At 65.7% G+C, this 13,107-nt stretch carries 16 protein-coding genes; 11 read left to right on the top strand and 5 right to left on the bottom strand.

What is annotated here, in order from left to right:
- Window positions 1–25: 25 nt before the first annotated feature.
- Window positions 26–679, bottom strand: a complete 654-nt coding sequence (locus ACE10X_RS39945; RefSeq protein ID WP_038386690.1) for a DNA-3-methyladenine glycosylase — start codon at window positions 677–679, stop codon at window positions 26–28.
- 132 nt (window positions 680–811) lie between these two features.
- Between ACE10X_RS39945 and gluQRS the strand changes: the two genes are divergently transcribed.
- A complete protein-coding gene (gluQRS, locus tag ACE10X_RS39940) occupies window positions 812–1,681 on the top strand; it encodes a tRNA glutamyl-Q(34) synthetase GluQRS (protein WP_375764647.1) in 870 nt (289 codons plus the stop codon).
- A gap of 115 nt (window positions 1,682–1,796) precedes the next feature.
- Window positions 1,797–3,143 carry an ATP-binding protein gene (locus ACE10X_RS39935; RefSeq protein ID WP_038386682.1) on the top strand — a complete coding sequence of 449 codons (1,347 nt, stop codon included), beginning with the start codon at window positions 1,797–1,799 and terminating at the stop codon, window positions 3,141–3,143.
- Here the strand turns inward: ACE10X_RS39935 and ACE10X_RS39930 are convergent.
- On the bottom strand, window positions 3,070–3,930 hold the full coding sequence (locus ACE10X_RS39930) for a YihY/virulence factor BrkB family protein (RefSeq protein ID WP_375764646.1): 861 nt from the start codon (window positions 3,928–3,930) through the stop codon (window positions 3,070–3,072). The two genes, ACE10X_RS39935 and ACE10X_RS39930, sit on opposite strands and share 74 nt — an antisense overlap.
- Before the next feature lie 166 nt (window positions 3,931–4,096).
- Between ACE10X_RS39930 and ACE10X_RS39925 the strand changes: the two genes are divergently transcribed.
- From ACE10X_RS39925 to ACE10X_RS39905, 5 genes are all read left to right on the top strand, one after another.
- Window positions 4,097–4,291, top strand: coding sequence for a twin transmembrane helix small protein (locus ACE10X_RS39925; RefSeq protein ID WP_028340366.1), 195 nt, complete (start codon window positions 4,097–4,099; stop codon window positions 4,289–4,291).
- A 79-nt stretch (window positions 4,292–4,370) separates the two neighbouring features.
- Complete coding sequence (locus ACE10X_RS39920) at window positions 4,371–4,943, top strand: cob(I)yrinic acid a,c-diamide adenosyltransferase (protein WP_069280212.1); 573 nt, start codon at window positions 4,371–4,373, stop codon at window positions 4,941–4,943.
- Window positions 4,944–5,060: 117 nt separating this feature from the next.
- Complete coding sequence (locus tag ACE10X_RS39915; RefSeq protein ID WP_016845285.1) at window positions 5,061–5,810, top strand: electron transfer flavoprotein subunit beta/FixA family protein; 750 nt, start codon at window positions 5,061–5,063, stop codon at window positions 5,808–5,810.
- On the top strand, window positions 5,810–6,760 hold the full coding sequence (locus ACE10X_RS39910; RefSeq protein ID WP_028340368.1) for an electron transfer flavoprotein subunit alpha/FixB family protein: 951 nt from the start codon (window positions 5,810–5,812) through the stop codon (window positions 6,758–6,760). The genes ACE10X_RS39915 and ACE10X_RS39910 overlap by 1 nt, the downstream gene beginning before the upstream one ends.
- Window positions 6,761–7,008: 248 nt before the next feature.
- Entirely contained in the window at window positions 7,009–7,890 is an 882-nt protein-coding gene (locus ACE10X_RS39905) for a 3-hydroxybutyryl-CoA dehydrogenase (RefSeq protein ID WP_038386693.1), read from the top strand.
- Window positions 7,891–7,902: 12 nt separating this feature from the next.
- Here the strand turns inward: ACE10X_RS39905 and ACE10X_RS39900 are convergent, their stop codons facing one another.
- Together ACE10X_RS39900 and ACE10X_RS39895 are read right to left on the bottom strand one after the other, a co-directional pair.
- A complete protein-coding gene (locus ACE10X_RS39900) occupies window positions 7,903–8,028 on the bottom strand; it encodes a hypothetical protein (protein WP_259245020.1) in 126 nt (41 codons plus the stop codon).
- Window positions 8,025–9,206 carry a pyridoxal phosphate-dependent aminotransferase gene (locus ACE10X_RS39895; RefSeq protein WP_038386684.1) on the bottom strand — a complete coding sequence of 394 codons (1,182 nt, stop codon included), beginning with the start codon at window positions 9,204–9,206 and terminating at the stop codon, window positions 8,025–8,027. The genes ACE10X_RS39900 and ACE10X_RS39895 overlap by 4 nt, the downstream gene beginning before the upstream one ends.
- Window positions 9,207–9,364: 158 nt before the next feature.
- Between ACE10X_RS39895 and ACE10X_RS39890 the strand changes: the two genes are divergently transcribed.
- Window positions 9,365–10,222, top strand: a complete 858-nt coding sequence (locus ACE10X_RS39890) for a LysR substrate-binding domain-containing protein (RefSeq protein WP_080583463.1) — start codon at window positions 9,365–9,367, stop codon at window positions 10,220–10,222.
- A 121-nt stretch (window positions 10,223–10,343) separates the two neighbouring features.
- A complete protein-coding gene (locus ACE10X_RS39885; protein ID WP_038386685.1) occupies window positions 10,344–10,532 on the top strand; it encodes a putative motility protein in 189 nt (62 codons plus the stop codon).
- On the opposite strand, the gene ACE10X_RS39880 is transcribed toward ACE10X_RS39885, so the two are convergent.
- The gene (locus ACE10X_RS39880; protein WP_051003144.1) at window positions 10,533–11,225 is read right to left on the bottom strand and encodes a TlpA disulfide reductase family protein; all 693 of its coding nucleotides are present in this window, start codon (window positions 11,223–11,225) and stop codon (window positions 10,533–10,535) included.
- Between the two features lie 115 nt (window positions 11,226–11,340).
- Between ACE10X_RS39880 and argH the strand changes: the two genes are divergently transcribed.
- Together argH and ACE10X_RS39870 are read left to right on the top strand one after the other, a co-directional pair.
- Window positions 11,341–12,738: an argininosuccinate lyase gene (argH, locus tag ACE10X_RS39875; protein WP_038386686.1), complete on the top strand. Its 1,398-nt coding sequence runs from the start codon at window positions 11,341–11,343 to the stop codon at window positions 12,736–12,738.
- A 92-nt stretch (window positions 12,739–12,830) separates the two neighbouring features.
- Window positions 12,831–13,100 carry a lipoprotein gene (locus tag ACE10X_RS39870; RefSeq protein ID WP_038386687.1) on the top strand — a complete coding sequence of 90 codons (270 nt, stop codon included), beginning with the start codon at window positions 12,831–12,833 and terminating at the stop codon, window positions 13,098–13,100.
- The last annotated feature ends 7 nt before the right edge of the window (window positions 13,101–13,107 follow it).

The raw sequence follows: 13,107 nt of genomic DNA, 5'->3' as shown, positions 1-13,107 counted from the left end.
GCAGTTGGTGTGTTTTTCTCGACGACTACTTTGCGCCGGCGATCACGCCCTCGCGATTTCTGAGCACGCGATAATACGCCCACCACAGATGCGCTGCGGCGCCGCGCAGCGGACGCCACGGCTCCGCAAGCGGCGCCATCTGCTTCGGCGTCGGCCGCTCCTTCAAGCCGAGCCCGACCTTGACCGCTTCCTGCACGGCGAGGTCGCCCGCGGGCCAGGCATCGCCATGGCCGAGGCAGAAAAGCAGATAGACATCGGCGGTCCACGGGCCGATCCCGGGCAGCGCGGTCAGTGTGTTGTGCGCCGCATCGGCCTCCTCATTGGCAAGGACGTCGAGGTTCAGCCGCTCCTCGGCGAGTTCGCGCGCGATGTGCTTCAGCGTCTTAATCTTGGCCGCCGACAGCCCGAGCCGGCCGAGCCGGCCGGCCCGCGCCTTGCGGATCGCGTCATGATGGAACGGGTCGAACGCCGTGCTGACGCGCCCCCAGATCGCCGCCGCACTCGCGGTCGAGAGCTGCTGGCCGCAGATGATCGCGGCAAGCCCGGCAAATCCAGGCTCGCGCTGCCGGATCGCCGGCATGCCGGTCAGTTCCAGGATCGGGCGCAGGCGGCGGTCCTGGTCGACCAGTTTGTGGATCGCGTCGTCGAGGTCGGCCTGGGTTTCGAGATGAATCAGCATTTGCGGGGTCTGCATCGGCTTGTCAGGCGCGGGCTTGACCCGCGCATCGATCTCCTATCGTAACAGAGTCTTGTCTGGGCGCATGAACCAGAGTCGCCGGGCAAGCCCGGCAATGACGCGTGACCGATGACCATGCCACCCGTTTTCCGCTTCGCGCCGAGTCCGAACGGCTACCTGCATCTCGGCCACGCCTATTCGGCGCTGCTCAACCACGACCTCGCGCGGCAGGCCGGCGGATGCTTGCTGCTGCGGATCGAGGATATCGACGCGACGCGCTGCCGGCCGGAATTCGAGCAGGCGATTTATGAGGATCTGGCCTGGCTCGGCATCGCCTGGGAGACCCCGGTGCGGCGGCAGTCTGAGCATTTTGCCGCCTATGGCGCGGCGATCGACCGCCTGTCGGCCCAGCGGCTGGTCTACCCGAGCTTCGAAAGCCGGACCGAGATCGCGCGGCTGGTCGCGGAGCGCGAGGCCGGGGGCGCGTGGCCACGCGATCCGGACGGCGCGCCGCTTTATCCGGGGCTGGCCAAATCGCTGTCGGCCGAGGCGCGCGACCGGCTGATCGGGCAGGGCGTGCCGTTCGCGTTGCGGCTCGACATGGCGTCAGCCCGCGCGCGCGCCGGTGAGCTGCGCTGGCAGGACGCGGGTGAGGGGCCGGCTGGCGAGAGCGGAGACGTCGTGGCCCGGCCTGAGGCCTGGGGGGACGTGATCCTGGCGCGCAAGGAGACTCCGACCAGCTACCATCTCTCGGTCGTGATCGATGACGCCCTGCAGGGCGTTACCGACGTGGTCAGGGGCGTTGACCTGTTCTGGTCGACCAGCGTGCATCGGCTGTTGCAGGAACTGCTCGGGCTGCCCGTGCCGAACTACCGGCACCACCGGCTGATCCGAGATGCGGCCGGCCAAAAGCTGTCGAAATCGACCCGGGCGACCGGACTGCGCGAGTTGCGGGCGGCTGGGGCGAGCCCGGCCGATATCCGCCGCCTGGTCGGTTTGCCGTAGATTTTGGCTATTTGATCGCATCATGGTGCTTTGCGCGGGCGCGCCGTAAACGGCGCCGTGACTCCGGCACGCTTGGCATGCCATGTTGTTGGCCGGGGCGGGGATCACGGAGACCATGGCGTCAAAATCGCGCGCACGGCGCAGCAAGCGGCCATCCAAAGGGACGCCGCCGAAGACGCGCGCCGCCAAAACGCGTGCTGCCAAGACACGAACTGCCAAGACAGGTGCCGCCAAGACGCGTACGGCCAAGGCCAGCGCCACCAAGGTGGCGGCCAGGCCGCGCCGCAAGCGGCCCTTGCCAAAGCCGGCCCCGAAGGCCGGTCCCGGCATGGTCGATACCGCACTTGCTGCCTTTGCCCATGAGGTGCGGACGCCGCTGACCGGAATCCTTGCGATCAGCAATCTGCTCGCGACATCCGATCTCGGCGAGCGCGAGCGGCGCTGGGTCGATACCATCAAGGCCGGCGCCGAGCATCTGGCGAGCCTTGCGACCCTGTTCGTCGACGCCGCCCGAAGCGAGGGGCCGGGGCTCGAGATCCGGCAGGATTTCTTCGATCTGCGCACGCTGGCGCGCCACGCCGCGGATTCGCTGGCCGGCCGCGCGGCAGCCAAGGGGCTGCAGGTTTCCGTCGAGGTCTCCGACGAGCTGCCTGCCTTCGCGGTCGGCGATCCCGTCCGTCTGCGCGCGGCGCTGGAAAATCTGATCGACAACGCGGTGAAGTTCACCGAGCAGGGCGGCATCGAGCTGCGTATCGCGCCGGTGGGCGCGGCCAAGGCAGGGTCGGGCGACAAGATCGGCGTCGCGTTCGCGATCTCCGACAGCGGCATCGGCCTGACGCTATCGGAGGTCAAGCGCCTGTTCCGGCCGTTCTCGCAGGCCAACGTCTCGATCGCCGCGCGGTTCGGCGGCGCCGGGCTCGGCCTGTCCTCCGTCAGGCAGCTGGCGCGCGCCATGGGCGGCGACATCGTCGCGGACCGGCGCGCCGGCGGGGGCACCACCTTCACGCTCAAGGTGGAGCTGGCGCCTGCCGAAGGGCCGGACGGCGCCGCCTCCGGCGAGCGCGCGGCGGCGCTGATGTCGCAAGGGCTGCGGCTGCTCAGTGTCGAGGACAATCCGTTCGGCCGCGTCGTGCTCAATACGATCCTGACCGAACTCGGTCACCACGCCGAATTCGTCGGTCAGGGCGAGGCCGCGCCCGACAGGCTCGTGCAGGGCGCCTTCGACGCCGTGCTGATGGACATGGTGCTGCCCGGCATCGACGGCATCGAGGCGATCAAGCGCATCCGCGCGCTGCCGCCGCCGCACGGCCGTATCGTGATTGTCGGGATTTCCGGCCGGGTCGAGGACGAAGCCGCGGCGCGCGCTGCCGGCGCCGACGGCTTCCTGGTCAAGCCTGTGTCTCCGCGGGCGCTCGCGACTGCGCTGCATGAAGCGACACGCCGTGCGGCAGCCGCGACTTGATGATCGCCGCGTTCAACTCGCCGCCGAGCACAAAGATCGCGGCGATGAAATACAGGAACACCAGTGCGATCACCACCGAGGCCAGCCCCGCATACATCGTGACGTAGTTGTTGGCGAAGCGTGCCAGGTACATGCCGAAGCCGATGCCCGACAGCAGCGAGGCCACCATGGTGAAGATGATGCCGGGCAGGATCTGCGTGAAGCTGCGACGGCCCGCCGGCAGCCAGGCATGCAGGATGAAGAGCGCGACGACCAGCGCCAGGATCGTGACGCCGTAGCGGGCGGTGTTGAGCAGGCTCTCGTTCGATTCGACGAAGAACGGGATATAGCGCCGCGCCGCCTCGATGATCAGCGGTCCGAGCACGATCAGGAAAGCCATCGCGAGCGAGGTGAACGCCGCGACCAGCGTGTAGCCGATCGACTCCAGCCGCAGCCAGTACCAGCGCCGCGGCTCGATCACGGCATAGGCGCGGTTCAGCGCTACCCGCAACGCCTCAACGCCGTTGGAGGCGAAGTAGACCGCGAGCACCGCGCCGATGGTCAGGATGTCGCCGCGGGTGTTGGTCAGCACGTCGTGGATCTGGCCGGACAGCGCCTCGGCGACCTGCTGCGGCCAGACCTGCAGCATCAGCCCGACCGCCTGGTCGGCGAGCTGCTTGGAGCCGAAGAAGCCGGCCACCGAGGTCAGCACGATCAGGAACGGAAACAGCGCCATCAGCGTCGACAGCGCGATGTGGCTCGCGATCGCCCAGCCGTCGTCGGCGAGGAACGTGTAAAAGGCATCCATCACGACGTCGGTGACGTAACGAAGCTGCTTCACATTCCACCCGGCATTGTCGAAAACCGCTCGGCCCGAGAACGGACCCAGCATCTGATATTACGCGCTGAAAAGCCAGTTGGTTGCATGGCCGGGCTGTGTGGAAGTCCGCGTCCTGCGGTGTTATGTACCGCAAATGACATCTCTCCTCAGCACGATCATTCTTCCCATCGCCGTCGGCGCCGTCGCGCTGGTGCTCCTGCTCGGCCTCATCAACATGATGAAGGGCGGCTCGCCGAACACGTCGCAGAAGCTGATGCGGCTGCGCGTGCTGCTGCAGTTCGTCGCCATCGTCATCGCAATGCTCGCGGTCTGGGCGATGGGGCGTTAGATGAGGTAGATTTGTCGGGCTATTCTCCACCTCTCCCGATCGGAGGAGTGGACTCGAACATCGAACACCGGAGCTTGCCATGGTCGTTCTCAATCGGATCTACACGCGCACCGGCGATGACGGCACCACCGCGCTCGGCTCCGGCGAGCGGCGGCCGAAATACGATCTGCGCATTGCCGCCTATGGCACGGTCGATGAGACCAATGCCGCGATCGGCGTGGTGCGGCTGCATCTTGCCGGCAGCCCCGAGGTCGATGCGATGCTCGGCCGGATCCAGAACGATCTGTTCGATCTCGGCGCCGACCTCGCGGTGCCCGAGCGCGAGGGCAAGGCCGAACGTCTGCGGATGCTGGCAAGCCAGGTCGAGCGGCTCGAGCGCGATATCGACAGCCTGAACGACCAGCTCGCGCCGCTGACCTCGTTCGTGCTGCCCGGTGGCACGCCCGCCTCTGCCTATCTGCATCTCGCCCGGACGATATGTCGCCGCGCGGAACGGATGATGGTGGAACTCGCCGCCCAACCCGATGAGCCGGTCAATCAGGCTGGCATCCAGTATATGAACCGCCTATCGGATTTCCTGTTCGTTGCCAGCCGCTTCCAGAATAATAAGGGAGCGGGAGACGTGTTGTGGGTGCCGGGCCAGAACCGCTAAACTGGTTCAAAACCGGGGGACGGTTTTTTGGCTTTGGCGCGTTGACCGGGAGAAACGGGACCTTTAGGTTCCGCGCCAGCCAACCGAAACCCATAAAATCAAAGCGAAAGAGGATCGATGAAGGTTCTTGTGCCGGTAAAGCGGGTCGTCGACTACAACGTCAAGGTCCGCGTCAAGAGTGACGGGACGGGCGTGGAGCTCGCCAACGTCAAGATGTCGATGAACCCGTTCGACGAAATCGCCGTCGAGGAAGCGCTGCGGCTGAAGGAAGCCGGCAAAGCGACCGAAGTGGTGGTGGTGTCGATCGGACCCGCGCAAGCTTCCGAGACCATTCGCACCGGACTTGCGATGGGCGCCGACCGCGGCATCCTGGTCAAGGCTGAAGGCAATGTCGAACCGCTCGCGGTTGCCAAGATATTGAAGGCGGTGGTCGAGGCGGAGCAGCCCGGCCTCGTCATTCTCGGCAAGCAGGCGATCGACGACGACTCGAACCAGACCGGCCAGATGCTGGCGGCGCTGCTCGGCTGGTCGCAGGCGACCTTCGCCTCCAAGCTCGAGGTCGAAGGATCCGACTTCAAGGTCACCCGCGAAGTCGACGGCGGCCTGCAGACCATCAAGCTCAAGGGCCCGGCGATCGTCACCACCGACCTGCGCCTCAACGAGCCGCGCTATGCGTCGCTGCCCAACATCATGAAGGCGAAGAAGAAGCCGATCGACGACAAGAGTGTCGCTGACTACGGCGTCGATGTGACGCCGCGTCTGGAAGTGCTGAAGACCGCGGAACCGGCAGGCCGCAAGGCGGGCGTCAAGGTCAAGGACGTCGCCGAACTCGTGAACAAGCTCAAGACCGAAGCCGGGGTTCTCTGATGACGACGCTGTTGATTGCTGAACACGACCACGAGACGCTGAAGGACGCGACCAACAAGGCGCTGACCGCGGCGAGCCAGCTCGGCGGCGATGTCCATGTGCTGGTTGCCGGTGGCGGCCAGGGCACCAAGGCGGCGGCGGAAGCAGCCGCCAAGCTTGCCGGCGTCACCAAGGTGCTGGTGGCCGAAGGTCCCGCCTATGAGCACGACCTTGCCGAGCCGCTGGCTGCGCTGATCGTCGCGCTGGCTCCCGGCTATGACGCGTTCGTCGCGCCCGCGACCTCGCGCTTCAAGAATGTGATGCCGCGCGTCGCAGCCTTGCTCGACGTCATGCAGGTCTCCGAGATCATCAAGGTCGTCGCGCCCGACACCTATGAGCGGCCGATCTATGCCGGCAACGCGATCCAGACCGTGAAGTCGAAGGATGCCAAGAAGGTGATCACGGTGCGCACCTCGACCTTCGCCGCCGCCGGCGAAGGCGGCAGCGCAGCGATCGAGAACGCTGCATCGGCCGCCGATCCCGGCCTGTCGACGTTCGTCGGCGAGGAAGTCGCCAAGAGCGACCGTCCGGAGCTGACCTCGGCCAAGATCATCGTCTCGGGCGGCCGTGCCATGCAGAGCCGCGAGAATTTCGCCAAGTACATCGAGCCGCTCGCCGACAAGCTCGGCGCCGGCGTCGGCGCCTCGCGCGCCGCGGTCGATGCCGGCTATGCGCCGAACGACTGGCAGGTCGGCCAGACCGGCAAGGTGGTGGCTCCGGAACTTTATGTCGCGGTCGGCATCTCCGGCGCGATCCAGCATCTGGCCGGCATGAAGGACTCCAAGGTGATCGTCGCCATCAACAAGGATGAGGACGCGCCGATCTTCCAGGTCGCCGATTACGGCCTGGTCGCCGACCTCTACCAGGCGGTTCCGGAGCTGACCGAAGCGCTCGGCAAGCTCGGAAAGTAAGCGACAAGACACCGGCCGGATGGGTAAGCTCCGGCCGGTGTTATTATTTTCGAGGCAATGATCCGGAAACGTTTTTCCGAAAGGATCATGCTCGACAGGGGGAAATGGGATCCGGGTGCGATTACCTGTAATCACATCATGGTCCCGGGAAACGTTTTCCGGCGGATTGGGCAACCCGGAAGGCTTCGCTTCGGGTATCGTTGGAATTGGGCAGGCGCGATGTGCGCGCCGTTCCGGTGGATGACAAGATGACGGTGGCAATCAAAAAGGTCGGCGTGATCGGTTCGGGTCAGATGGGCAATGGCATTGCCCATGTGGCGGCGCTGGCCGGCTTCGACGTGGTGCTCAACGACGTGTCCGGCGACCGGCTGAAGTCGGCGCTGGCGACCATCAACGGCAATCTGACCCGCCAGGTCGCCAAGAAGGCGATCAGCGAGACCGAGCGCAAGCAGGCGCTCGACCGCATCACCTCCGCCGAGTCGCTCGACGCGCTCGCCGATTGCGATCTCGTGATCGAGACCGCGATCGAGAAGGAAGAGACCAAGCGCAAGATCTTCCACGAGGTCTGCGCGGTGCTGAAGGCCGAGGCGATCGTCGCGACCAACTCGTCGTCGATCTCGATCACAAGGCTCGCCGCCTCGACCGACCGCCCGGAGAAATTCATCGGCATTCATTTCATGAATCCGGTGCCGGCGATGGAACTGGTCGAGCTGATCCGCGGCATCGCCACCGACGACATGACCTTCGACACCGCCAAGGCGTTCGTCGCCAAGCTCGGCAAGCAGGTCGCGGTGTCGGAGGATTTCCCCGCCTTCATCGTCAACCGCATTCTGTTGCCGATGATCAACGAGGCGATCTACACGCTGTATGAAGGCGTCGGCAACGTCGAGGCGATCGATGCCGCGATGAAGCTCGGCGCGCACCATCCGATGGGCCCGCTCGAGCTCGCCGATTTCATCGGCCTCGACACCTGCCTGTCGATCATGCAGGTGCTGCACGAGGGGCTGGCCGACTCCAAGTACCGGCCGTGCCCGCTGCTGGTGAAGTATGTCGAGGCCGGTTGGCTCGGACGCAAGAGCCAGCGCGGCTTCTACGACTATCGCGGCGACAAGCCGATCCCGACGCGGTAATCCATCGCGCCTTCAGGTCAGTGCCCGCAGCAGCGCAAGCGCCGCGGGCACCAGACCGATAATCATCGTCACACCCGTTCCAAGTCCGAACAGATGCGCCGCCAGTGCGAGGCGCTGGCTCTGTGCGTGAGGCGTCATTGCAGCGCCGCGCAGGCGCGCTTCAGCCGCCTTGCGGCCTCCTCGATGGTCGATGACGGGTTGGCGAAGCTGAGGCGGATATAGGGCGACAGCCCGAGATCCTCGCCGGGAAACACCGCCACATCGGCCGCCTCGAGCAGATAGGCCGAGAAATCGCGGTCGGTCCGGATCACTCTGCCGTCGGGCGCGCACTTGCCGATCACGCCGGCGCAGGCGACCAGCAGATAGAACGTGCCTTCCGGCGGCGTGCAGGTCAGCCCGGCGCATTCGTTCAGCAGATCGGCAAAGCGGTCACGCTTGGCGCGAAGGATGGCGGCGCGCTCAAGCAGCACATCCTGCGCGCCGTCGAGCGCGGCAACCGCCGCCGCCTGGCTGATCGTCGACGCGCCGGACGTGGTCTGCGACTGGATGGTGATCATCTCGCGGATCAGCGTCGCGGGTCCGGCGGCATAGCCGATGCGCCACCCCATCATGGCATAAGTCTTGGCGAGGCCGCTGACGGTCAGCGTCCGCGGCTTGAGGCGCGGCTCGATTTCCGCAAGCGTCGGCGCGGGCGCGCCGTTGAACACGATGTGCTCGTAGAGCCCGTCGGCCAGCACCCAGATGTCCGGATGCCGCAGCAGGACCGCGGCGATCTCGGACAGATCCTCACGCGAATACAGCGCGCCGGACGGGTTGACCGGATTGTTGACGATGATCCAGCGGGTTCGCGCTGAAATCGCCGCCTGCAAATCCTCTGCGCGCAGTTTGAAGCCGTTGTTCTGTGCGCACGGCACCACCACCGGCGCCGCGCCGGCAAGCCGCACCTGATCGAGATAGGGCGCCCAATAGGGTGCGGGGATGATCACCTCGTCGTCAGGCGCCAGCGTCGCCAGAAGTGCGTTGAACAGCGCCTGGGTTGAGCCGTTGGTAATGACGATCTCGTCCAGCCCGTAGTCGAGATGATGGTCGCGCAGCAGCGCGGCCCGCACCGCCCGCTTCAGCTCCGGCGTGCCGTCGACATCGGTGTAGCGGGTTTCGCCGCGCAATGCCGCTTGATGCGCCGCCGCGATCACGTGATCCGGCGTCGGGAAATCCAGATTGCCCGACGACAGTTCGATGATGTCGCGCCCGGCCGCGCGCAGTTCGCGGGCACGGCGCCGCAGCACCGACGCGGGCGATGCCTTGATGCCCCTCATCCGCGGCGAGAGGGATGGCAGGACGGATGGCGAGACGGATAGGATGGCTGAAGCGGGCGCCATGGCGGTTCTCCTGTCGGGTTGGACCCAACCTAGGAGCTTCTTGATCATTGAAAAATCATATGGAATATTATTTCAATGATTGTTATTTTAAATGTATGGCCATGAAAGCACTCGATATCGAGGCAGTGCAGGCCTTTGTGCTGGTCGCCGATCTCAGCAGCTTCACGCGTGCCGCGCAGGCGATGGAGACCACGCAGTCCGCGGTCAGCCTGAAGATCAGGCGTCTGGAAGACGGCCTCGGCCGGCGGCTGCTGGAGCGAACGCCGCGGCTGGTTCGGCTGTCAGCTGAAGGTGCCGCCTTCCTCGGCGCCGCGCGCAATCTGGTGGCCGCGCATCAATCGGCGATCGGCTCGTTTGCCGTCGAGCATCGGCGATTGGTCGTCGGCATCAGCCACCACATCGTCGGATCGGAGCTCGCCTCGCTGTTGAAGCGGATGAACACCACCGATCCCGGGCTGGTGATTCAGCTGCACGTCGATACGTCGCGTTCGGTGCTCAGCGCATTCGACGACGGCAAGCTCGATGCTGCGATCGTGCTTCGCCACGACGCCAAGCGTCGCGATGGCGACGTGCTGTTCGAGGAATCGTTCGGCTGGATGGCCGCGCCTGATTTTCACCATCGGCCGGGCGAGCCGTTGCGCCTCGCCACGCAAGCCGAGCCGTGCAGCGTGCGGGCCATGGCGGTCGAGGTTCTCGACGCCGCCGGCATCGCCTGGACGGAGGCGTTCGTCGGCGGCGGGCTGTCGACGATCGGAGCCGCGCTCTCCGCAGGCCTTGCGGTCGCGGCGCTGGCGCGGCGCGTGGCGCCGGCCGATACCGTCGACCTCGGGCCGCGGCTTGGCCTGCCGCCGCTGCCGTCCCGCGACGTGGTGCTGCACTCAAGGCTGTCTGACGCGCGGACACGGCAGGCGCTGCGCACCCTCGGCGCGGCCTTCGCGGCGAACGCGGCCTGAGACGCGGATCATCGAGCTGGCGGGAGCGTCGAGGCCGATGCGTCAGCCTGACGCGGCCATCGATTACCCAAGCATTAACTTTCGCGCGTTACCTCAAACCCCAGTTTTGGGAGTGCCGCGTATGGACATGATGAGCATGGTCACCAGCATCCTGTCGATGCAGCAGGGCAATCTGCAGGGTGAGATCGCAACCCGCGTGACCAAGCAGAACCTCGACGCCGAGAAGTTCGCGGTTCAGACCCTGCTCGGCACGCCTTCCACCGCGAATTTGTCGCCCGGCATCGGCGACAACCTCAACGGCGTCGCCTGATCAGAACCCGGCTGCGGCCGGCTGTAGCGCGGCCTTCACCAGCTTGATCGCGTCGTCGCTCGCCCATTCGGCGGGACCGGCGATATTGGCGATTTCGCAGCCGTTGCCGTCGACCAACACCGAGGTCGGCATGCCCAGCGCCTTGCCTATGTTCTTAAGATCCTGAAAAACCTTGGCTTTCTGATCCGAAAAATAGCCGAGATTGGTCAGATTGGCCTCTTTCAGGAAGTTTTTCGGCTTGTCCGGGTCGCGGGTGTCGATGTTGATCGCGACCACCTCGAAATCCTTGCCGCCGAGCTTGGTCTGCAGGCTGTCGAGCGCCGGCATTTCCTTGCGGCAGGGCACGCACCAGGTCGCCCACAAATTGACCAGCACGGTCTTGCCGCGCCAGTCCGAGAGCTTCTTCGGCTGGCCGTTGGCGTCCTCGAAGGTCAGGTCGGGCAGCCTCAAGGGAGTGGTTGCCATGGTCAGCGCCGCGACCTCGCCATGGGCGAGCGGAGCGATCTTCTTCGCCAGAGCCACCGCGCTGTTGCAGGCGATATCGCCGCCCGCGGGATGCTTGAGGCCGGAGACCCCGACATAGCCGATCACGGCCCCGGCCAGCACGGCGCCAATCACCAGCGGGATACGCCACTTGGCGGTCGGCCTGGCGGTCGGGTTGGGTGGGGTCGTCTCGGGCATATCGTTTGTCATCCTGGGTCAGATGTGGCTAAGCAGTGCCGGGAATACGACCGGAACTGCGGTGCTGTTTCGCCGCCTCCGGCCATGAAACCGCAAGGCTGAAATACGAATTCGTGAGCGAGATGTCATGAGCAACAAGATGTGGGGCGGCCGGTTCTCGGAACGTCCCGACGCGATCATGGAGGAAATCAACGTCTCCATCGACGTCGACCGTCACCTTTATGCCCAGGACATTGCCGCGTCCAAGGCCCACGCCGCGATGCTCGCCGCGCAGGGCATCATCACGTCAGCTGATGCGAAAAATATCGGCAAAGGTCTAGACACGATTTTGTCAGAGATCGGTAAGGGCGATTTCGATTTCAAGCGCGCGCTCGAGGACATTCATATGAATGTCGAGTCGCGGTTGTCCGAATTGATCGGGCCCGCGGCGGGCCGGCTGCACACCGCGCGCTCGCGCAACGACCAGGTCGCGACCGATTTCCGGCTCTATGTCCGCGACACCATTGATGAGACCAATGCGGCGCTGGCCGCGTTCCAGCAGGCGCTGGTCGCCCGCGCGCTGGAGCATGCCGGCACGGTGATGCCGGGCTTCACCCATCTGCAGACCGCGCAGCCCGTGACCTTCGGTCATCATCTCCTGGCCTATGTCGAGATGGCCGGCCGCGACCGCGGCCGCTTTGCCGACGCGCGCAAGCGGCTGAACGAATCGCCGCTCGGAGCGGCCGCGCTCGCCGGCACCTCGTTTCCGATCGACCGCGCCGCGACCGCCAAGGCGCTCGGCTTCGACCGTCCGATGGCCAATTCGCTCGACGCGGTGTCCGACCGCGATTTCGTGCTGGAGACGCTGTCGGCGGCCGCGATCTGCGCCGTGCACATGTCGCGCTTTGCCGAGGAAATCGTGATCTGGACCTCGCCCTTGGTCGGCCTCGTCAAGCTCAGCGACAAGTTCACCACCGGCTCGTCGATCATGCCGCAGAAGCGCAATCCGGACGCTGCCGAACTGGTGCGTGCCAAGACCGGCCGCGTGATCGGCGCGCTGACGGCGCTCCTGATCGTGATGAAGGGCCTGCCGCTCGCCTATCAAAAGGACATGCAGGAGGACAAGCAGGGCGCGATGGAGGCCTTCGAGGCGCTCTCGCTCGCGATCCGAGCCATGACCGGCATGGTCGAGGACCTGGTGCCGGACGAGGCGAAGATGAAGGCCGCCGCCGGCGAGGGCTACGCCACCGCGACCGATCTTGCCGACTGGCTGGTGCGCACCCTGAAAATGCCGTTCCGCGACGCCCACCACGTCACCGGGCGCATCGTCGGCCTGGCCTCGAAGCAGGGCGTGGCGCTGCACGAGCTGCCGCTCAAGGCCATGCAGGAGGTGGAGCCGAAGATCACGGCCGATGCGCTGAAGGTGCTCAGCGTCGAATCCTCGGTGCAGAGCCGGACCTCGTTCGGCGGCACGGCGCCAAAGAATGTGATGGCGCAGGCCAAGGCCTGGGCCAAGCGGCTGGAAAAAGAGCGAAAATTGGGCTGAACGGGAAAATTTGGCCGTGATTTCATGGCGCTCCGCCTCTCGCCAGAGCACGCCAATGTTTGTATGGTGCCGCCCGAATTGGGGAATTCGTCGTGATTAGCAAGAACCGCCTGCCCCCCTCGGGATGGGCCATCATTGTGCTGGGCGTATCAGCACTGGCGCTCGGCGGCTGCGGCCGCAAGGGACCGCTCGACCTGCCGCCGACCGCGAACGTCGCGCCGGGCGCGGCACCGAGCGACACCGAGAGCGAGCGGGCGGCACAGCCCAGCGTGTTCAATCCGACCTATGGCTCGGATGCCGCGCCGGCCGCGCCGCGAGGCAATAAACGGCCCTTCATCCTCGATCCGCTGCTCGGCAATTAGTATCTGG

It is taken from the genome of Bradyrhizobium sp. Pha-3 (assembly GCF_042258325.1).
GTDB lineage: Bacteria > Pseudomonadota > Alphaproteobacteria > Rhizobiales > Xanthobacteraceae > Bradyrhizobium > Bradyrhizobium elkanii.
This window is presented reverse-complemented; position numbering and strand designations above follow the sequence as displayed.